Annotated in this window: 22 protein-coding genes; 9 read left to right on the forward strand and 13 right to left on the reverse strand. The window is 39.8% G+C overall.

Annotated features, from left to right (window positions below; translation table 11 throughout):
* Positions 1–25: 25 nt before the first annotated feature.
* The 5 genes from PVK70_RS17190 to PVK70_RS17210 form a co-directional block, all read right to left on the reverse strand.
* On the reverse strand, positions 26–625 hold the full coding sequence (locus PVK70_RS17190; protein ID WP_207216422.1) for a thiol:disulfide interchange protein DsbA/DsbL: 600 nt from the start codon (positions 623–625) through the stop codon (positions 26–28).
* A 44-nt stretch (positions 626–669) separates the two neighbouring features.
* Complete coding sequence (locus PVK70_RS17195) at positions 670–1,653, reverse strand: serine/threonine protein kinase (RefSeq protein ID WP_130049242.1); 984 nt, start codon at positions 1,651–1,653, stop codon at positions 670–672.
* A 57-nt stretch (positions 1,654–1,710) separates the two neighbouring features.
* Complete coding sequence (ccoG, locus tag PVK70_RS17200; RefSeq protein ID WP_130049243.1) at positions 1,711–3,129, reverse strand: cytochrome c oxidase accessory protein CcoG; 1,419 nt, start codon at positions 3,127–3,129, stop codon at positions 1,711–1,713.
* Between the two features lie 210 nt (positions 3,130–3,339).
* Positions 3,340–3,603 (reverse strand): YihD family protein, encoded by a 264-nt coding sequence (locus PVK70_RS17205; RefSeq protein WP_130045738.1) that lies wholly within the window; start codon positions 3,601–3,603, stop codon positions 3,340–3,342.
* Positions 3,604–3,730: 127 nt separating this feature from the next.
* Complete coding sequence (locus tag PVK70_RS17210; protein WP_130049244.1) at positions 3,731–3,898, reverse strand: hypothetical protein; 168 nt, start codon at positions 3,896–3,898, stop codon at positions 3,731–3,733.
* 241 nt (positions 3,899–4,139) lie between these two features.
* Here PVK70_RS17210 and PVK70_RS17215 point away from each other — a divergent pair, with 241 nt between their 5' ends.
* Together PVK70_RS17215 and trhA are read left to right on the forward strand one after the other, a co-directional pair.
* Positions 4,140–4,928, forward strand: coding sequence for a sporulation protein (locus tag PVK70_RS17215; protein ID WP_130049245.1), 789 nt, complete (start codon positions 4,140–4,142; stop codon positions 4,926–4,928).
* A gap of 121 nt (positions 4,929–5,049) precedes the next feature.
* Positions 5,050–5,697, forward strand: a complete 648-nt coding sequence (gene trhA / locus PVK70_RS17220) for a PAQR family membrane homeostasis protein TrhA (RefSeq protein ID WP_130049246.1) — start codon at positions 5,050–5,052, stop codon at positions 5,695–5,697.
* Between the two features lie 108 nt (positions 5,698–5,805).
* On the opposite strand, the gene PVK70_RS17225 is transcribed toward trhA, so the two are convergent.
* The 5 genes from PVK70_RS17225 to def form a co-directional block, all read right to left on the reverse strand.
* The gene (locus tag PVK70_RS17225) at positions 5,806–7,251 is read right to left on the reverse strand and encodes a TrkH family potassium uptake protein (protein WP_130049247.1); all 1,446 of its coding nucleotides are present in this window, start codon (positions 7,249–7,251) and stop codon (positions 5,806–5,808) included.
* Positions 7,252–7,253: 2 nt separating this feature from the next.
* Positions 7,254–8,630, reverse strand: coding sequence for a Trk system potassium transporter TrkA (gene trkA / locus PVK70_RS17230; RefSeq protein WP_130045733.1), 1,377 nt, complete (start codon positions 8,628–8,630; stop codon positions 7,254–7,256).
* 24 nt (positions 8,631–8,654) lie between these two features.
* Entirely contained in the window at positions 8,655–9,935 is a 1,281-nt protein-coding gene (gene rsmB, locus PVK70_RS17235; protein ID WP_130045732.1) for a 16S rRNA (cytosine(967)-C(5))-methyltransferase RsmB, read from the reverse strand.
* Between the two features lie 104 nt (positions 9,936–10,039).
* Entirely contained in the window at positions 10,040–10,987 is a 948-nt protein-coding gene (fmt, locus tag PVK70_RS17240) for a methionyl-tRNA formyltransferase (protein WP_130049248.1), read from the reverse strand.
* Positions 10,988–11,056: 69 nt separating this feature from the next.
* On the reverse strand, positions 11,057–11,566 hold the full coding sequence (gene def, locus PVK70_RS17245; RefSeq protein WP_130049249.1) for a peptide deformylase: 510 nt from the start codon (positions 11,564–11,566) through the stop codon (positions 11,057–11,059).
* Between the two features lie 117 nt (positions 11,567–11,683).
* Between def and PVK70_RS17250 the strand changes: the two genes are divergently transcribed.
* From PVK70_RS17250 to PVK70_RS17265, 4 genes are read left to right on the forward strand one after another with little or no spacing between them, the layout of a single operon-like run.
* Positions 11,684–12,754, forward strand: coding sequence for a LysM peptidoglycan-binding domain-containing protein (locus PVK70_RS17250; RefSeq protein ID WP_130049250.1), 1,071 nt, complete (start codon positions 11,684–11,686; stop codon positions 12,752–12,754).
* A 14-nt stretch (positions 12,755–12,768) separates the two neighbouring features.
* A complete protein-coding gene (gene dprA / locus PVK70_RS17255) occupies positions 12,769–13,872 on the forward strand; it encodes a DNA-processing protein DprA (protein ID WP_188863545.1) in 1,104 nt (367 codons plus the stop codon).
* Positions 13,873–13,874: 2 nt separating this feature from the next.
* Positions 13,875–14,348 (forward strand): DUF494 family protein, encoded by a 474-nt coding sequence (locus tag PVK70_RS17260; protein WP_130045727.1) that lies wholly within the window; start codon positions 13,875–13,877, stop codon positions 14,346–14,348.
* Positions 14,349–14,357: 9 nt separating this feature from the next.
* Entirely contained in the window at positions 14,358–14,927 is a 570-nt protein-coding gene (locus tag PVK70_RS17265) for a DNA topoisomerase family protein (RefSeq protein WP_130049252.1), read from the forward strand.
* 36 nt (positions 14,928–14,963) lie between these two features.
* On the opposite strand, the gene PVK70_RS17270 is transcribed toward PVK70_RS17265, so the two are convergent.
* Positions 14,964–16,076, reverse strand: a complete 1,113-nt coding sequence (locus PVK70_RS17270) for a 5-(carboxyamino)imidazole ribonucleotide synthase (RefSeq protein WP_130049253.1) — start codon at positions 16,074–16,076, stop codon at positions 14,964–14,966.
* Between the two features lie 2 nt (positions 16,077–16,078).
* Positions 16,079–16,564, reverse strand: coding sequence for a 5-(carboxyamino)imidazole ribonucleotide mutase (purE, locus tag PVK70_RS17275; RefSeq protein ID WP_005421516.1), 486 nt, complete (start codon positions 16,562–16,564; stop codon positions 16,079–16,081).
* A gap of 199 nt (positions 16,565–16,763) precedes the next feature.
* On the opposite strand from purE, the gene PVK70_RS17280 reads away from it, so the two are divergent.
* From PVK70_RS17280 to PVK70_RS17290, 3 genes are all read left to right on the forward strand, one after another.
* Positions 16,764–17,321 carry a Sua5/YciO/YrdC/YwlC family protein gene (locus PVK70_RS17280; RefSeq protein WP_130049254.1) on the forward strand — a complete coding sequence of 186 codons (558 nt, stop codon included), beginning with the start codon at positions 16,764–16,766 and terminating at the stop codon, positions 17,319–17,321.
* A 71-nt stretch (positions 17,322–17,392) separates the two neighbouring features.
* Entirely contained in the window at positions 17,393–18,214 is an 822-nt protein-coding gene (gene aroE, locus PVK70_RS17285; protein WP_130049255.1) for a shikimate dehydrogenase, read from the forward strand.
* Positions 18,214–18,477: a DUF1488 domain-containing protein gene (locus tag PVK70_RS17290; protein WP_130049256.1), complete on the forward strand. Its 264-nt coding sequence runs from the start codon at positions 18,214–18,216 to the stop codon at positions 18,475–18,477. Before aroE ends, PVK70_RS17290 begins: the two co-directional genes overlap by 1 nt.
* Here the strand turns inward: PVK70_RS17290 and PVK70_RS17295 are convergent.
* Entirely contained in the window at positions 18,470–19,012 is a 543-nt protein-coding gene (locus PVK70_RS17295) for a gamma carbonic anhydrase family protein (protein ID WP_130045721.1), read from the reverse strand. The genes PVK70_RS17290 and PVK70_RS17295 overlap by 8 nt on opposite strands.
* Positions 19,013–19,429 lie beyond the last annotated feature (417 nt).

Raw genomic sequence — 19,429 nt, forward strand, 5'->3', positions numbered from 1 at the left:
GAATTATCGCTCCCTTTTTTGTGTCTTATTTCTTTAGTAGCCAGTTTACTAACTCGTAGTATTCTTCAGCACTTTGAACTTTACCTGTTTCAACAAGGTATTTGTTGTTAACAATAACCGCTGGAACGCCTGTTAATCCGCTGTCTTGAAATGCTTTATCAAAACGGTTAACCATAGAGTTAATTGCAAAACTATTGTAAGTACCATCGAAGTCATTTGCATTTACACCTTCATCTAAGAAGATCTGGCGAATTTCTTTTTCGTTACGTGGTGGCTTATTCATAGTATGAATACGGTTGAAGAAAACAGGAACCATTTTATCTTCTACACCCAGAGATACCATGGTTGCATAGGCTTTACTCATTGATAAACCCATTGGTCCACCCATAAATGAAACGTGAGTTTTCTTAAATGTCGCATTGTCAGGCAGTGTTTTCTTTAAACCCTGAATAAGAGGTTCGAAGCTACTGCAGTGCGGGCAGTAGAAAGAGAAAAATTCATTTACTGTTGGTGTTTTTGACTCAGGTAGGTCAAGAACTCTATAGTAATCACCTTCTGTAAAGTTTGCTGCGTTTACTGAAAAACTCAGTACCAAAGCACCAAACAGTGCTATCATTTTCTTCATCATGTGTAACTCTCTCCAATCCATTTGTGGTTAGTATTATAATTTTACCATTGAGGCATCAGTTCTAAAGGTGCATCATTTAATGCTGCAATTTGCTCTTTAAATCCGAGTACTTGGCTTTCCCAGTATTTTGCGTCGGCAAACCATGGAAATGCAATAGGAAAAGCCGGATCTTTCCAACGTTTTGCAAGCCATGCCATGTAGTGCACCATTCGTAGACCACGTAAAGGTTCAATTAGTTTCAATTGGTTAGCATCAAAGTCACAAAATTCGGAATAAGACTCTAATAAAATATCTAACTGAATAAGCTTATCTTGTCGTTCGCCATTCAATAACATCCATAAATCTTGTGCTGCTGGCCCATTTCTCGCGTCATCTAAATCAACAAATAATGGGCCATCGCGCCATAAAATATTACTAGGGTGACAATCGCCATGCAGACGAATCGCCTTGCTTGGTTGCCAATGTTGTTCGATTTGCTTGATCAACATATCCATATCAGAAAAAAAGCTGTTTTCTAAATGAGAGGGTATGAATGAGCTGTTTTCTAATAGTTTTCTTGGTTGGTATAAATACTCATCCAAACCAATTGTTGGGCGGTGTTGAAACAGTTCAGATTCGCCAACTTTATGAATACGGCCTAAAAAGCGCCCAACCCATTCAAGTTGGTCAAAATTATCCACTTCAAATGTACGACCACCCAAGCTATCAAACAAGGCAAACCAGTAACCATTGGCAAAGTGAAGTGTTTTACCATTAATCTCAAGCGGGGCTGCGATAGGGATATCTTGCTGAACTAATTGTCTAGCAAAGAGGTGCTCTTCTAATATTTGGGCTTCAGACCAACGTTGAGGACGATAAAACTTCACGACATAACGGCGTCTTTCTTCATCAGTAAATTGATACACCCGGTTTTCGTAGCTGTTTAAAGCAAGAAATCCTGATTCAGCGCGAATACCAATATCAGCTAACGCATTCCATAATAAATCAGGGGTAAGCGTGCTGAAATTAAAGGCATGTTCAGTCATAGTTATTCTCAAATAAAAAGGGCTCATGGCGAGCCCTTTGATCCAGTAATAGAACGATTATAGCTTTTTAAAGAATCGACTTTCAGCTTTTATCGCTTGGCCATCAGAATTGGTAATTTTAAATTCAATGGTGGTAATGGTTTTGCTCAACTCAGTGTCTTGTGCACCCAAACTCATTGGTAAACTTAATACTTCACCAGCATTGACGTTAACGCTTTGTTCGCCATACCAAGTCAGGTTGTTAATACCGGTAACTGATAGTTGATATTCTTGGCTCTGTTGAGTCTTATTTATAATTTTCAACGTGTAAGTATTTTCAATTAAACCGGTGCTATTAATGCGAGAAAGTTGATTTCTGTCTCTTAATACATCAAGTCCCATTGGTTCTACAGAGGCTATTTGAGTAAAGAAAAGACCCATCATCAATAGCATGACAAGGCCATAACCGATCAATTTTGGACGCATGATATGAGTTTTATGACCTGCTAATTTATGCTCAGTGGTATAGCTAATAAGATCTTTTTCATAGCCCATTTTATTCATGGTCTCATTACACGCATCAATACAAGCACCACAGTTAATACACTCATATTGTAAGCCGTCACGAATATCTATGCCGGTAGGACAAACTTGAACGCATAAATTACAGTCTATGCAATCACCTAGCCCAAGGGTTTTCGGATCTTTTTTACGAGATCGTGGGCCTCTGGTTTCACCGCGTTGAGGGTCATAACCGACAATATAAGTGTCTTTATCAAACATAGCTGATTGGAATCGTGCGTAAGGACACATATGCAAACAAACGATTGAGCGCATCCATCCTGCATTTCCATAAGTACAGCCGGCAAAGAAAATAACCCAAAATGCAGGTAGAAAATCACTATTGAAGGTAAAGAAATCAACAACAAGTTCTTTTACCGGTACAAAATAACCAACAAAAGTGATGCCTGTTGCTATCGCAATGGCTACCCATGTAAAGTGTTTAAGTGCTTTTCGAAGAAACAAGTTTGATGTCATTTTCATTTGGTCTTGTTTGCGACGTTTATTGGCGGGACCCTCTAGTTTTTCTTCAAACCAGATATACATGAATGTCCAAACGGTTTGTGGGCAGAGGTATCCGCACCAAACTCGGCCTAAAAAGGTGGTGATAAAAAAGAGACCAAAGGCGGCGATCACAAAAAGAAGCGCTAATAATGTCAGATCTTGAGGAAATAACGTTGTACCAAAGAAATTAAATTGTTGGCTGCCAATATCCAGTAAAATCGCTTGACGATCCCCAAAGGAAATCCACGGAGTAAGAACAAAGAGTGCTAATAAAAACCAAGCGCCATAGCGGCGTAATTTTTGAAATGTCCCTTTACTCTGACGAACGTAAATACCTGAATTGGGATTGAAACGATCACTACTGGATTTGTGTGTTTTGGGATTGAACTGTTTTGGAGTCACATCTTTGATGTCGATTTTATCCTGACTCATGATTCTTCCTAGTTATTTTTATGAGGTATCCCAACGATGGTTTTATTGAGCGGAACCATTTCAAGGTTGGTGATATTAAGACATTGCGGCTGAATTATAGCTTGATGTGAGTTATGAATACGTTGGAAGGTTCAAATTTAGTTAAAAAAGTGTGTTTTATTTGATAGGAAATCGATCTGGTTTATTGCAAACCAGATCGAGATAATGAGGTTATAGCAGGCCACGCGCTCTTAATATTGCCGTTTTAAAGTCGTCTTCTTGGTCTTTTGCAAGACCAGGGATCATTTCATCTTTTTCACTATTGCGCATTTTTAGGTGATAGATAAGAACATCATCAGTCAGATCTTCTAGTTTACCTTCGTATTTTGTTTCTTCAGCCAGTTTCGTAATGAACTGCATTAAGTTCAATTCTGGTTCTTTTTGCCATTCTGGGTGAATTAATTCGATAAGTTCATTAACGCGGTGACATTTCATTGAGCATTCTCCTTATTTTTATTAAGGAGAAGTATAGCTAAGTTAGGGTGGGGAATGAAAGTGATATGTCGAAGAGTACATCATGATGCAAAAAGAAAAAGCGCAACCCATAGGCTACGCTTTTAAATTAAGCCGCACATGAAACATCAGCTTGAGTTTCTTTTTTCTCGGAAATTACAAGAGTCATTTCTGGTACGTTCTTTTTCGTTGCAACTACTTTTACAAAGTGGCTGCGACGACGATCCACACTGTGCATTGAAGCAGAGCGTGAGAACCTGACAGTCATAGGACGCATTGGTTATCTCTATAGTCAGGCACTTCCATGGCCAAATTAATGACCTAACAACTTATGAGTTACATCAAGGTGAACTCTATTTAGCTTTCGCCAATCCAAATAAGTCATCAGGGATATGTGTTCATAAAACACACAGTAAGAGTATCATAAACTGTCAATTAGTCGAGGTACATCTCAACGTAATTATGAATATTACGTAATACTATGTTGATAGATATATGCGTGGCAGAGGAGAGTAACCATGTCCTTTTTTAAGAAAACATTAGCATCGTTAGGTATTGGTTCTGCCAATGTCGATACAATTATTCATCAGGAAGCATTAGTTCCAGGTCAGAAAGTTCAAGTTACAATAGAGGTAACTGGTGGAGCGACAGAGCAGCATATTGATAACATTGACCTGAAATTATGTTGTCAGTACAAAAAAGAAGTTCATCGTAAAAGTGAAAATGGGTCACAAACCCAAATCATTAAGCAGACTCATGTTTTGGCTGATTGGAGCTTACCTTATGCATTTACAATAGAGCCAAAGCAAGAACGAAAGTTTGAGCTTGAATTAGACCTTCCATTAAATACACCTATTACGATTGGTGATGCCAACGTGTGGGTTCAAACCGGGTTAGACATCTCTCTTGGTTTAGACCCAAAAGATAAAGATCCTATTACCGTTCGTCCCGATGATTTATTTGATGGTGTTCTAACGGCATTAGAAACAGAAGGGTTACGAATTCGCCAGGTTGAATGTGAATATGTTAAAGGGTTTGAGCTACCTTTTGTTCAAGAGTTTGAGTTCGTCCCGTTCGATGGGCCTTATCACGGTCGCTGGCGAGAGCTTGAAATGATAGCTCACAGAGCCAAGGATGAACTGCAACTATGGTTTGAGATAGACAGAAGACATCAAGGCGGAGCTTTGGGGCTACTATCATCAATGCTTGGACGTGGTGAGTTAAAAAGACAATTAAGCTTATCTACGCGCTTAACTCCGGAAGAGGCGGGAAAGCAAGTTATTGATTTCTTAAATCAAACGACCTAATAGTTTATGCACTATCAGTTTTACTTGTTACTCAAATAAAAAAGGACACATTTAAGCTTACAGTTGTACGCTTAAATGTGTCATACTTATTTCATCGAGCAATCACTCTATGAGATAAATTATGTCCACTTCTGCCACTTATTCAAAAAAAGAAGAATTAGCCAACAGTTTAAGTCATGCATTAGGGATGGTGTTTGGTGTTGTTGCTTTAATATTACTATTAGTAAAAGCAAATGCTGCGGATGCAGATTGGTTAACCATAGCAAGTATGTCTGTTTATGGCGCCAGTATTATTTTACTTTTTTTAGCGTCGACGCTTTACCATTCTATTGCTGCACCAAAAGCGAAAAGGTTATTAAAAACCTTAGATCATTGCGCTATCTTTCTTTTGATTGCCGGTAGTTATACACCTTATTTATTAGTGAGTTTGAGAACCCCATTGGCGTACTGGTTAATGGGTGTTATTTGGGCTATTGCGCTAATAGGCATTATTGGCAAGATTATCTTTGTTTATCGATTTAAAAAATTGTCGCTGATTACTTATCTGATCATGGGATGGTTGTCAGTTATTGCGGTTTATCAATTGGTTATTCATATCGATATTAATGGCGTTATTTTGTTAGGACTTGGTGGGGTAATTTACTCTTTAGGAGTTATTTTTTATGTCGCGAAGAAGATCCCATATAACCACGCTATTTGGCATTTGTTTGTGTTAGGTGGCTGCATTACTCAATTTTTATCGATTTATTATTATGTAAAGCCGGTTTAATACCAATAACAGTAAGTAACAATAAAAATGGCCTAGTAGAAATACGAGGCCATTTTTATTGTTACTGTGTTATTCGTTAGTGAGTTAAATTTAGTATTAACCCTTAACTTAACCCTTCCAAAACGCTGGGAAGAACAGTACAAGCACTGTTAGGATTTCGAGTCGTCCCATCAACATACCAATGCTTAATATCCATTTAGCACTGTCTGGTAAAGTGGCAAAGTTTCCTGTTGGGCCCACAATGTGCCCCATTCCCGGTCCTACGTTAGCAACAGCAGTAATGGCACTTGTGATACTGGTAACAGGATCAAGACCTAAGCTACCGAGTAATGCAGAAATAACAATAATGGTGAGGAAGAAGGTAAACACCAAGGCAACGACAGAACGTGCTATATCGTCAGTAACAGGGCGTCCATTGTAACGCTGAACAAAAATACCTGATGGGTGAATGAGTTTCATCATCTGCTTATTCAGCATTGTTGCTGCAATTTGAAAGCGGAAGATTTTTATCCCACCAGCAGTCGAGCCTGAGCAAGCGCCAGCCATCATAACAAAAGCAAAAATAATCGCAGGGAATGCCCCCCACGCCGTAAAATCATCCAAACCAAAGCCTGTTGTGGTTATCACTGAAATGATATTAAACACTGACACGCGTAACGCATCCATAACGGTATAGTCATTATGGAGAACAAGCCAAATAGCAACAGATAAACTGGTAATTAAAACTAGTTTGAGAAAGCCTACCACCTGAGCATCTTTAAATAATACTTTTGGATCCCGCTTTTTCAATACTTGAATAAAGAGCAGAAAAGGCAATCCGCCAGCAAACATAAAGAAGGCAGCAACCCAGTGTGTGCTATTAGAGAAACGGTTCATAGAACTGTCTGACGTTGAATAGCCCCCAGTGGATAGCGTCGTGAAGGCATGATTTATGGCTTCAAACGGCGTCATTCCTGTCACTAAGTAACTTAAAAAACATAAAAGGGTTAAACTTAAATACACACTGACGATGTATTTAGCTACGTATTTAGTTCTTGGTGCACTTTTATCTGACCAATCGGACGATTCTGTTTGGAACAGTCGCATACCACCAACATTTAGCATTGGAAGAATAGCAACCGCCATTACAATGAATCCTACTCCGCCAAGCCATTGTAGCGTTGATCGCCATAGTAAAATGCTGGGCGCCATATCATCCAAACCACTGAGAACCGTAGAGCCTGTTGTTGTTATTCCTGACATGGTTTCAAAGTAGGCATCAGTAAAGCTGATATGGTTGATGAAGACAAATGGCAATGCAGCAAAGGCACTGGCAATGGTCCAGACTAATGTGGTGATAAGGAACATATCCCGCACGTTCATTTTAAACTGTTTACTGCGGCCAAAAGTTAAACAAGCAAATGCCACTATATGAGTAATAGCAACCGCTTGTCCAAACTCGATGAAACCGCCAGTACCAGTGAAAAGAGCGACGAGTGTTGGGATGTACATAAATAGGGCAAGTTTAGATAAAACAAGCCCTATAACAAATAGGATCGGTTTGTAGTTAACCATAATTATAAGAAGAACGGACTCGGTTGGAATAAGCGTTCGACATCCTGAACGTATTTCTTATCCACTAGGAACATAACAACGTGATCATCCTGTTCTATCACGGTTTTATCATGGGCAATGAGTACTTCTTCGCCACGAACAATAGCGCCAATGGTTGTGCCTGGTGGGAGTTTGATGTTTTGAATCTCTTTGCCAACTACTTTCGATGTTGTTTCATCACCATGAGCAATGGCTTCAATCGCTTCTGCTGCACCACGACGAAGAGAAGAGACATTTACGATATCAGCACGACGAACGTGTGTTAATAGCGCTGAAATGGTCGCTTGCTGTGGAGAAATGGCAACATCAATCACGCCCCCTTGAACTAAGTCGACATAAGCACCACGTTGGATCAGTACCATGACTTTTTTGGCTCCCATGCGTTTTGCAAGCATGGCTGACATGATGTTGGCTTCATCTTCATTGGTTACAGCAATGAACACATCTACTTGGTCGATGTGTTCTTCACTCAATAATTCTTGATCGGCAGCATCACCACAAAAAACGATGCTTTCTTCAAGTAACTCAGATAACTCTTCAGCGCGTTTCATGTTGCGTTCAATCAATTTCACGCTGTAATTGTGCTCTAAACGTCGCGCAAGGCCTGCACCGATGTTACCGCCACCAACAATCATTATTCGTTTGTATGGGCGTTCTAAGCGTTGTAATTCACTCATTACTGAACGGATATGGTTACTTGCTGCAACAAAGAAAACCTCATCATCGGCTTCGATAACGGTGGTGCCTTGAGGACGAATAGGGCGACCTTGTCGGAAAATAGCAGCAACGCGAGTATCAATATGTGGCATATGATCTCGAAGTGCAGATAACGCATTCCCAACGAGAGGGCCACCATAGTAGGCTTTTACTGCCACTAAACTGACTTTTTTCTCTGCAAAACTAGCCACTTGAAGCGCACCTGGGTATTCAATTAAACGTTCAATATATCCCGTCACTAATTCTTCAGGTGCAATTAAGTGATCAACAGGAATAGCGTCTGATTGGAACAGGCGATCTTTTTCTTTTAAGTATTCAGGTGACCGAATACGGGCAATACGGTTTGGGGTATTAAAGAGCGTAAATGCTATCTGACACGCAATCATATTGGTTTCGTCAGAATTGGTTACCGCAACCAGCATATCGGCATCTTGTGCCCCAGCTTCTCTCAAGGTGTCTGGATGACTGGCAAATCCTTGAACAACACGAAGGTCATATTTATCTTGTAACTCACGCAGTCGCTCCGAACTCTTATCAACAACGGTAATGTCATTGTTTTCGCCCACCAAGTTTTCAGCCAGTGTGCCGCCAACCTGCCCTGCACCTAAGATTATGATTTTCATACCGCTTGCTCGCTCGTATATAGGTTATGCTTTTTGTAGAACAGCGTAATAGAAGCCGTCCATATTCTCTTCACCAGGAAGAATTTGACGTCCTGGTTTCGCAGGATCGGTATTGTCAACTAAAGAGGCATTTTCTGTGCGCTCTAAAAAGGCTTTTACTTGATCACAGTTTTCTTGCGGAGTGATTGAACACGTCGCATACACCATGGTGCCGCCAGATTTTAACTGTAGCCACATTGCATCAAAGATTTCACTTTGCAGCTCAGCCAGCGCTTTAATATCTTCTGAACGGCGTAGCCATTTGATGTCTGGGTGACGACGAATAACACCAGTTGCAGAGCAAGGCGCATCTAATAAAATGCGGTCAAACTGCTCGCCTTTCCACCATTGTTCAGGATAACGAGCATCACCACAAATAACTTTTGCAGTTAGGTTAAGGCGTTCTAAGTTTTCGTACACGCGAGTTAAGCGTGTTTCATCACAGTCAATCGCAACCACATTGGTGTTTTTTGTGCGTTCTAAAATGTGAGCCGTTTTACCACCTGGCGCAGCACAACAGTCTAAAATTAACTCGCCATCTTGAGGCTGTAGATATTCTGCCGATAATTGCGCTGCAGCATCTTGCACTGAAACCCAACCTTGCTCAAAGCCTGGTAGTGTAAATACATCGCGTGCTTTATCTAACAATAATGCGTCTGTTGCTTGGCTGTGTGGAGTCACTTCAATCTCTTCTTTTTCAAGAAGAGCTATGTACTCATCACGAGTGTGGTGCTGACTGTTAACACGTAACCACATTGGTGCTTTACTGTTATTGGCTTCAACAATATTTTCCCATTGTTCTGGGTAGGCTTGTTGTAGCATTTTCAATAACCAACCAGGGTGACCGTATTTACCAGAATCATGACTTACTGATTTCGCATCCAATTCTTCTTGGCTACGTTGATAGTTACGTAGTACCGCGTTGATCAACCCACTCAGCTTTGGACCTTTTAAATTCTTTGTGCCTTCAACCGTTTCAGCTACAGCAGCGTGTGCAGGAATACGCATGAAACTCAGTTGATAGATACCAACAAGAATTAGATGATGGAATACTCGTTGTTTTCCCTTTAATGGTTTATCCATTAATGATTGAGCAACAGACTCTAAACGAGGAAGAAAGCGCAGTACGCCATAGCAGATCTCTTGCAGTAAAGCCTGATCACGAGGTTTGATCTCAGATTGAGCTTTTGGAAGCGCTGAAGAGAGAGAATGACCCTGATCGACAACTTGATAAATAACTTTGGCTGCCGCAGCACGAACGTTCATGTCATCACCTAAAATATGGTTGGCAAAAATAAAAAGGCAAATACAATATTTGCCATTTAAAAAGTAAGGTGGCAATTATGCCACCTTTTTATATTTTTGAAGAATTAGTTAAGGGTATTACCCACTTCAAACCATTCTTTGCGAGAGTTCAAAATATCTTGAACGCCCATTGCTTTTTTTCCAGGAACTTGCAGTTGTTCAAATACAATGGCATTTGAGCCAGTGGCAACATAAATTCCTGTCTTATCTGCTTGAATGATTGTGCCTGGCGTTGCATTTCCTGTGTATTCTTCAACACGAGATTGCCATACTTTAATGGCTTTCTCTTCAACAGAGAAGTGACTCATTGGCCAAGGGTTAAAAGCACGAACACAACGTTCAATCGCTTCTGCATCCATTGTCCAATCAATCTTAGCTTCTTCTTTGCTGAGTTTTTTCGCGTAATTAGCCTGTTCATCGTTTTGCTTTTCAGCAACAGCTGTGCCGTCAGCAATCGTCGATAAACATTCAACAAGAGCAACAGGACCAAGTTCAGCCAATTTATTGTACATTGACGCACTGGTATCTGTTGCTTCAATTGGCAGTGTTGCAATGCTTAGCATGTCGCCAGTATCTAAACCAATGTCCATTTGCATAATGGTTACGCCTGTTTCAGCATCACCAGCCCAAATGGAGCGTTGAATAGGAGCAGCACCACGCCAGCGAGGAAGAATAGAACCATGAACGTTAATGCAACCCAGCCTTGGTGTATCTAACACCGCTTGTGGTAGCAATAAGCCATAAGCAACCACAACCATTAAATCTGCATTTTGGTCAGCCAGTTCTTGCTTTGCTTCGTCACTCTTAAAGTTTTCAGGCTGGAACACTGGGATATTGTGCTCAAGCGCCAGTTCTTTTACTGGGCTTGCCGTTAGCTTTTTACCACGACCCGCAGGGCGATCTGGTTGAGTATATACGCCAATCACTTCATGGTGAGAGTCGATAAGTGCTGACAAATGGCGAGCCGCGAAATCGGGCGTGCCCGCAAAAATAATGCGTAATGGTTTATTCAAGTTGACCTCGGAGTCTCTAATATCAACCCAAATAAGCAGTTACTTACTGCTTATTTGGGCTTACGATGGTTAGTTTTTAGCGTTGAATTTTTTAATCTTCTCTAGTTTTTCTTTGATGCGTTTACGCTTTAGAGGCGATAAGTAATCAACGAATAATTTGCCATCAAGGTGGTCTAATTCGTGTTGAACACAGATCGCTAATAAATCATCAGCATCAAAGCTAAATTCTTTACCATCGCGATCAAGAGCAGTTACTGATACTTCAGCAGAACGAGGAACCATTCCTTTTGCGCCAGGAACAGATAAGCAACCTTCTTCTATGCCATCATCGCCACTTTTTTGTGTGATAACAGGGTTGATTAATACCATTGGTTCGTCACGAGTGTCAGAAACATCGATCACAACAATACGTTGGTGGAAATCAACTTGTGTCGCAGCAAGGCCAATACCTTCTTCGTCGTACATGGTTTCAATCATGTCATCGACAAACTTTTGGATTTCAGGTGTTACTGCTTCTACCGGTTTTGCTACGGTGCGTAGACGATCGTCCGGAAACGTTAAAACTTCTAATAAAGCCATAATTACTCTAAATGTTGAACTGCGCCGAAAACGGCATAAACCTAATAGCTCCAATTCTAGACATTTTATTGAGCAAATGACAGCATCGGTTGGTATGTCTGACAAGGAAAGCGGACCATGTTAAAAAAAACACTCATTTTTTCATCATTAATTAGCGCTATTTTATTTTCATCACCATCAATATCAAGTGACGATAAACTGGTTTTAAAACAAGATTATCCGGAACAATACACCGTTAAGAAAGGGGATACTCTCTGGGATATTTCGGCGTTATTCTTAGATAGTCCTTGGTTTTGGCCAAAACTATGGAAAATTAACCCTGGTATAAATAATCCTCACTTAATTTACCCAGGGGATGAATTAACGTTAACTTGGCATAATGGAAGCCCAGTATTAAGTGTTAAGCCGCTTAAGAAATTGTCGCCTAAAGTGCGTAAGGTAGTGAAAGAGCCTGTCCCTACATTACCGACGAGTTTAGTTGTGCCTTATTTACAGTCCGATCGTTTAATCGACGACATAAATTATGAAACGTCATACAGAGTGCTAGGAACCAGTGACGGTCGTAAATTTTTAAGTGCGAGTGAAAGAGTGTATGTGGATGCCGAGTTATCACATAAAGAATGGGGCATATACCGAGTCGTTAATGAGTTTTCGCGTAAGGACGATAAAGCCTCATCTTATGCTCTTCGTCTTGTAGGTGTTGCAGAGCTAGCTGAAAGAAATGAAGGAATGAGCGGGTTAAAAATCATTAAACAGCAGCAAGAAATTGCAATTAACGATGTGGTTTTACCTATTTCTTCTGATGAAATAAAAACAGAATTAACAACAACTTTTTATCCCCAGCCTGCACCAATAGATATTGATGTATCCATATTAGGTTCAATTGATGGTGGAGAATACTTAGCGGTTAATCAAGTCGCAGTGATCGATAAAGGAAGTAATGACGGCTTATTACAAGGAAGTATGTTTTCTTTGAGAGAGAAAGGAAATATTGTTAATGGTAATAAAGGCGAGTATTACTATGAGACGGATAAAGACACCAAGAAAAAAGGTATTCAATTGCCCCAGACTGAAATTGGTGAGTTAATCGTTATTAGACCTTATGAAAAATTTAGCTTAGCACTCATTACAAAAAGTGAAATGCCAATACACAAAGGCGTTATAGCGGTGTCTCCTAATGAGGAATAAATAAAGTTATGCCCATTTCTGAAGATCATCTATCGGCTTGGTTAACTTTATGTTTTTGTCCTAGAGTAGGTGGGAAGGTAATGTCTCGTTTACTCAGTGTCGATTCAGTTGAAAATATTCTGCAATACAATAATGAGCAGTTACAAGCTTTAGGCCTATCTTCATCTCAAATTACTTATTTAAAACAGATGGGGAATAAGCAAGTTGAGGCCTGCTTGACTTGGCAAGCAAAGAGTTCTGATCATACTATCTTGCCATTAACCGACCCTAGATACCCTAAGTTGTTGTCTGAGATTAGTGCTCCACCTCCTGTACTTTTTGTTAAGGGCGATGCGTTGTGTTTGTCTGAACCACAAGTTGCGATAGTTGGGAGTAGAAATGCCAGTCTTGAAGGATTAGATTGCTCTAAAGAATTTGCTCGCTCAATTGTTCAACATAATTATGTTGTAACCAGTGGTCTTGCATTAGGTGTGGATGGGTATGCACATCATGGTGCAATAGAAGCAAAAGGAAAAACCATTGCTGTTCTTGGTTCTGGACTAGAAAAGATATACCCAGCTAAGCATCGAGCCTTGGCTCAGCGAGTGAGTGAAAATGGCGCCTTGGTTTCTGAGTTTAGACCTGACACACCACCAAGAGCTGATAATTTCCCCAGGCGAAATAGGATCATTAGTGGACTCTCGACGGGGGTATTGGTTGTTGAAGCTGCTGAGCGTTCAGGATCGCTGATTACAGCAAGGTATGCTAATGAACAAGGTCGAGAAGTCTTTGCGCTTCCAGGGTCGATTCAAAATCCTACGGCTCAAGGATCAAATAGCTTAATTAAAGCAGGAGCAAAACTGGTTTCATCTCCAGAAGATATTTTTGATGAAATTGGGGCTTTAACTGAATGTGCAATATCTCACCAACCGTCCTTATTCGATCAAGAAGTTATCACAGAACAATTGCCATTTCCTGAAGTGTTCGCTACCGTAGGCAGTGAGGCGACGCCTGTTGATATAATCGCAGAGCGGTGTCAGATGCCTGTACATGAAATCATGATGCAATTACTTGAATTAGAGTTGCAAGGTTTCATCGCTGCAGTCCCAGGGGGTTACATTAAAAAGCGGAGGGGCTAGCCATGATGGATGTTCTTATGTATCTATTTGAAACATATATCCATAGTGATGTTGAACTAAACGTAGAACAAGAAAAACTTGAAGAAGAATTATTAAAAGCAGGCTTTCACCAAGAGGCTATTTATAAGGCACTTGATTGGTTAGAAGACTTAGCTCGTCTACAAGAATCGGATTCTTATACGCACATAGAACCAAGCACATCAACGTCAATGCGCGTGTATACTCAACAAGAAATTGATGGAATTGACACTGCTTGTCGTGGTTTTTTACTTTTTTTAGAGCAAATTAAAGTTCTGACAAGTGAAACGAGAGAAATGGTCATCGAACAGGTAATGGCATTAGAAACAGAGGATCTTTCTTTGGACGATTTGAAATGGGTCGTGCTAATGGTGTTGTTCAATGTTCCAGGTCAAGAGAGTGCTTATACGCAGATGGAAGAGCTGCTTTATACTGCAGATGTAGGCATTACGCATTAAGGTTTTTGAATGTCTGGGAAAATAGATAAGCAATTATTTCAAGCTCACGAACACGCGCTAGAGCATCAAAGTTGTCCGGAATGTAGCGGTGAACTTATGATCCGTTATGGTAAACGAGGTCCATTTTTGGGGTGCCAAAATTATCCTGAATGCGACTATATTCGCCCATTAAAAAGTAATGACGGTCATATAGTTAAAGAGCTGGGGATCCCATGTCCTGAGTGTGAAAATGAGTTAGTATTAAGGCAAGGTCGATATGGAATGTTTATCGGTTGTTCTACTTATCCCATATGTACGCACATTGAATCATTAGAGCAGAAAAAGGAAGAACCAAAAGAGTTGATTGAATGCCCGAGTTGCAAAAAAGGCTTGTTGCATGAAAAACAGTCACGTTTTGGTAAATCATTTTATGCGTGTGACGCTTATCCGGCCTGTCGTTTTGCTGTCAATTTAGAGCCGCAACAAGGGTGTTGTCAAAAATGTGGTTTTGAGTTGCTGCTAAAAAAAGAAACAGCAGTAGGGGTACGACTCATTTGTGCAGATAAAAAGTGTGCCGAAGTTCAGAACCAAGCAGAGTAACTTAATCACTAGTATTAAGTTACTCATACCTAAGATTTAAGAAAGAGCTTTAAAGGCTTGTTTATCTAAAATATTCGCAAGTTTAGAAAGCTCTTTTTGTAGCATTTCAGGAGAGTCGGCACACACGTTAATATGGCCCATTTTTCTACCCGCTCGCTTCTCTTTTCCATACCAATGAATATGGCAATTCGGCATTGTTAATATTTCATCTGGTAAGCTATCTTCACCTAAAATATTAATCATCGCTGTTGAGCGAAGTAATTCATTACCTGTTAATGGTAAGTTGCATACTGCTCGAATGTGCATTTCAAATTGGCAAACATCAGTACCTTGCTGAGTCCAATGTCCAGAGTTATGAACTCGTGGCGCGATTTCATTTACAAGTAACTTTCCGTCTACATCGAAAAACTCAATAGCAAGCACTCCGATATAATTAAGCTCATCTGCGATAGCAGTAAACATACGATCGGCTTGTTCTTGCAACTCACTGGTGCCTTCTAATGCGGTTGATAAAGCCAGAACACCATCGACATGAACATTTTCAGTCAGTGGGTAAGTCACCATTTGACCGTTTTTATTACGAGCGCCAATAAGTGAAACTTCACGGTTAAATGGAATAAATTGTTCAGCAACCATGGCTTGATCTGGAGAGTTTTTGATTAGCTCATCCATTTCTTCCCAAATAGAATCAACTTGAGAAAGATCTTTTAAGCGCCATTGACCCTTTCCATCATAACCACCTAAGGCACTTTTCAAAACCATAGGGATCCCTACAGTATCGATAGCATTAAGAAAGTCTTGTTTGGTATTGATGATATGGTATTTGGCGTTTGCAACATGAGCATTGTCTAATAACTTTTTCTCAAGACGACGATCTCCTCCCGCCTTTATTGCATCAGGCGTTGGTTGGAATTTTCCACTAATACTGCAAATATCTAGAATATGATGAGGAATATGTTCAAACTCAGCGGTAATTACATCAACATTGTTTATCGCTTGCTCTAATGATAAATCAATTGGCTGTTGAGTTAATGGATGTACAATTTGTTGGCTATTAACATCATAAGCGATCACATCAATATTCAGTGGAGCACTAGCTAAAGACATCATTCGAGCTAATTGACCTGAACCTAAAATAAGAACATTCATGATTAATCCTCTGATGGGTCTGGGTTCTCTAACACCATTTCAGTTTGTTCTTTACGGAAAGCTTCAACCGCAGCCATTACTTCTTCGTTTGATGTGCCAATGATTTGAGCAGCAAGAATACCCGCATTAGCAGCTCCCGCCTCACCTATCGCAAGCGTACCAACAGCAATACCTTTTGGCATTTGCACAATTGAAAGCAATGAATCCATTCCTTTAAGTGCGCGAGATTGTACTGGAACACCTAAAACCGGAACGCTTGTGAATGCAGCGGCCATTCCAGGAAGGTGTGCAGCGCCGCCTGCTCCAGCGATAATTACTTTAATGCCACGATCTTTTGCTTGAGTTGCATAATCGGCAAGTAATTGAGGAGTTCTGTGTGCAGAAACCACTTTTGTCTCATAAGGCACATTAAAGCGGTCAAGCATCTCAGCGGCCAGTTTCATTGTTGGCCAGTCTGATTTTGAACCCATGATAATACCGACTTTCATTGTGAACTCCTTAAATAAAGATATTGGCAATATAGAAAAGTTATCTGCATTATACGGTTATTTTTTATTAAGGAAAACGTTTGCGTAAGGAAATGCTCAACTTATTAATGATTGATGACAATTCAAAAAAGGAAAGCAGTTGTGTGATTTGAGTAGATCAATAGAATAGATACAATATATAGAAGAGAGTGGTATTAATGTGAAGAATCTAAATCAAGTCGTAGAGGCCTTGAACATAGGGAATGTTATCGCTTATCCGACCGAAGGTGTTTTTGGTGTTGGTTGTGATCCAGATAATGAGCAAGCCTTACTAAAATTGTTAGATGTAAAACAGAGACCAAAAGAAAAAGGGTTAATCTTAATTGCAGCATCTATTGAACAACTATTACCTTATATAGATTTAGAACAATTAACAGAAGATCAAGTTAATGCCATTAAAGCATCATGGCCTGGTCCTGTCACTTGGATTGTTCCTGTTAAAGAAACCACATTATCTTTAGTTACTGGGCAGTTTAATAGTATTGCTGTCAGAGTAACGGGTCATCCTCAAGTGAAAGCTATTTGTAATGCATTTGGTAAACCCATTACTTCAACCAGTGCTAACCTCTCAGGATTAGAACCTTGTCGAAGTGTTGCCGAAGTTGAAGCTCAACTAGGAAATACAGGTGTGGTAATTTTTCAAGGAGAAGTGGGTAATCGCACTCAACCAACCGAAATTCGTGATGCGAAAACAGGTAATACGCTACGCCAGGGTTAATGCATCAACGATAGGTTTAAGGTAAGGTTACTAACATCATTTAGCGCTTTCATTGCAGGGAATATTTTCATATGGATAAGTATGCCGTTTTTGGTAACCCGGTTAAACACAGTAAATCACCTTTTATTCATACCTTATTTGCTCGTCAAACAATGCAGAATTTAGAATATTCAGCAATTGAAGCACCCATAAATGGTTTTGTTGAGTCAGTGACCGCGTTTTTTTCTCAACAAGGAAAAGGCTGTAATGTAACGGTCCCTTTTAAAGAAGAAGCATTTCAGTTTGTCGATCAATTAACCGAAAGAGCAAAACTAGCAGGAGCCGTAAATACACTTAAAAAATTGGATGATGGCATTATTTTAGGTGATAACACAGATGGCGAAGGGTTAGTTCAAGATTTATTGCAGTACCAAGTACCTTTAGAAGATAAACACATTTTATTAATTGGTGCTGGTGGCGCAGCTCGTGGTGTCATTCTTCCTTTATTAAAGCAAAACCCAGCTTCTATTACGCTTGTTAATCGAACTTATGAAAAAGCAAAACAACTTGAAGGGTTGTTTTCTTCTTATGGAAGGATCGAAGCAAAAGAGATGAGTGACATTAATAAGAGTTTTGATGTCATTATTAATTCAACATCGGCAAGTTTATCTGGAGAGCTTCCTCAAATTGATCCTGTTATATTCTCTGGTGGTGCGATTAGCTATGACATGATGTATGGTTCAGGAAAAACTATCTTTAACCAATGGGCATTAGAAAACGATGCTTACCAAGCTTATGATGGGTTAGGTATGTTAGTGGGTCAAGCTGCAGAAAGTTTTACTGTGTGGAGAGGGCTACGTCCAGGCAGCAAACAAATTTTACGCGAATTACGAAAAAACTTAGAAGGTATGTAATGAATCAATCGATTCTATTTTCAGATGATTTAACCGTAGATCTGGATAACCAGTGTGTGCGTTTTTCAGCACAACAAATGGGAAGCTTAATTAATTGCTTGGTTTTATTCTCATGGCTTGAAGAAGAAAGCGGAGAACCTGTTTGCAGTCAAGAGAAAGCCTGTGAGATTTTTAATCACTTGCGTTTTGATATTGAAGACACAGCTGAAGCATTGATCGAAGATGAAGAGTTCAATGCTTCAGGAGAAATTGAAATCAGCTAGTTTCTTCTATGTAGTCGTTTTTAAATGCAACGTAATTTGATGCTGATTTTTTAAGTGATGCTATTTCCTCTATAGATAGAGGGCGAACTTGCTTAACTGGGCTGCCTATATAAAGGTAGCCACTTTCCAGTCGTTTATTTGGTGGAACCAGACTACCAGCGCCAATCATTACATCTGCTTCAATATAAGCATTGTCTAGAATAATGCTTCCCATTCCAACAAGAACTCGATCTTCAATTACGCAACCATGCAGCATGACTTTATGGCCAATAGTGACATCATTACCAATAAGTAATGGGGCTCCTTTTGGGTTTTCTGTATTTTTATGCGTAACGTGCAGAACTGAACCGTCTTGAATATTAGATCTATCGCCGATAGAGATACTATTTACATCACCTCTAGCCACAACCAAAGGCCAAACACTAGAGTTTTGACCGATAGTGATATCTCCAATTAGAACACATGAAATATCTATATAGGTATTTGATCCAATAGTAGGAAAGGTAGATTTATAGCTTCGTAATGGAGAATTCATATTATATGCCCTTAAAATGATAACTAACTGTTAATAGAATGCGTCTTTAAGGCTAATTTAACACTGAATTGTATGGACTTTAACCATAAAAGCATAAAATTGGAATATTATTAAAAAAGCCCTTGCTAATGTGATCGAACTCTCTATAATGCGACCTCACTGACACGGAGAGCCCGTCCCATAAGGGGTTAGCAATCTGGTTCAGGATGATGGTTAAAAATTTAGTTTCAAATAAGTGCTTGACACTGAAGCTTAAATAGATAAAATGACCGTCCTCTTCACAGAAAAGCAGAAACGCTTTGAAAGTAGAAGAAAAGCTCTTTAACAATTTGAAACCTATTAATCTGTGTGGGCACTTGTGAGTTGATAATCACTATTTTCGAAAGCAAATAAAAACAATCAATGAACTGAGTGACT

The sequence above is a fragment of the Aliivibrio sp. A6 genome, from assembly GCF_028765505.1.
Lineage (GTDB): Bacteria > Pseudomonadota > Gammaproteobacteria > Enterobacterales > Vibrionaceae > Aliivibrio > Aliivibrio finisterrensis_A.

Bases quoted from the DNA above. Each gene is read 5' to 3' on its own strand.
- trhA (WP_130049246.1), top strand. From the start codon at position 5,050: ATGTCCACTTCTGCCACTTATTCAAAAAAAGAAGAATTAGCCAACAGT.
- rsmB (WP_130045732.1), bottom strand. From the start codon at position 9,935: ATGAACGTTCGTGCTGCGGCAGCCAAAGTTATTTATCAAGTTGTCGAT.
- PVK70_RS17260 (WP_130045727.1), top strand. From the start codon at position 13,875: ATGATGGATGTTCTTATGTATCTATTTGAAACATATATCCATAGTGAT.
- PVK70_RS17225 (WP_130049247.1), bottom strand. From the start codon at position 7,251: ATGGTTAACTACAAACCGATCCTATTTGTTATAGGGCTTGTTTTATCT.
- purE (WP_005421516.1), bottom strand. From the start codon at position 16,564: ATGAAAGTCGGTATTATCATGGGTTCAAAATCAGACTGGCCAACAATG.
- PVK70_RS17215 (WP_130049245.1), top strand. From the start codon at position 4,140: ATGTCCTTTTTTAAGAAAACATTAGCATCGTTAGGTATTGGTTCTGCC.
- PVK70_RS17270 (WP_130049253.1), bottom strand. From the start codon at position 16,076: ATGAATGTTCTTATTTTAGGTTCAGGTCAATTAGCTCGAATGATGTCT.
- PVK70_RS17195 (WP_130049242.1), bottom strand. From the start codon at position 1,653: ATGACTGAACATGCCTTTAATTTCAGCACGCTTACCCCTGATTTATTA.
- PVK70_RS17190 (WP_207216422.1), bottom strand. From the start codon at position 625: ATGAAGAAAATGATAGCACTGTTTGGTGCTTTGGTACTGAGTTTTTCA.
- aroE (WP_130049255.1), top strand. From the start codon at position 17,393: ATGGATAAGTATGCCGTTTTTGGTAACCCGGTTAAACACAGTAAATCA.
- PVK70_RS17250 (WP_130049250.1), top strand. From the start codon at position 11,684: ATGTTAAAAAAAACACTCATTTTTTCATCATTAATTAGCGCTATTTTA.
- trkA (WP_130045733.1), bottom strand. From the start codon at position 8,630: ATGAAAATCATAATCTTAGGTGCAGGGCAGGTTGGCGGCACACTGGCT.
- PVK70_RS17205 (WP_130045738.1), bottom strand. From the start codon at position 3,603: ATGAAATGTCACCGCGTTAATGAACTTATCGAATTAATTCACCCAGAA.
- ccoG (WP_130049243.1), bottom strand. From the start codon at position 3,129: ATGAGTCAGGATAAAATCGACATCAAAGATGTGACTCCAAAACAGTTC.
- PVK70_RS17295 (WP_130045721.1), bottom strand. From the start codon at position 19,012: ATGAATTCTCCATTACGAAGCTATAAATCTACCTTTCCTACTATTGGA.
- def (WP_130049249.1), bottom strand. From the start codon at position 11,566: ATGGCTTTATTAGAAGTTTTAACGTTTCCGGACGATCGTCTACGCACC.
- PVK70_RS17290 (WP_130049256.1), top strand. From the start codon at position 18,214: ATGAATCAATCGATTCTATTTTCAGATGATTTAACCGTAGATCTGGAT.
- PVK70_RS17265 (WP_130049252.1), top strand. From the start codon at position 14,358: ATGTCTGGGAAAATAGATAAGCAATTATTTCAAGCTCACGAACACGCG.
- PVK70_RS17210 (WP_130049244.1), bottom strand. From the start codon at position 3,898: ATGCGTCCTATGACTGTCAGGTTCTCACGCTCTGCTTCAATGCACAGT.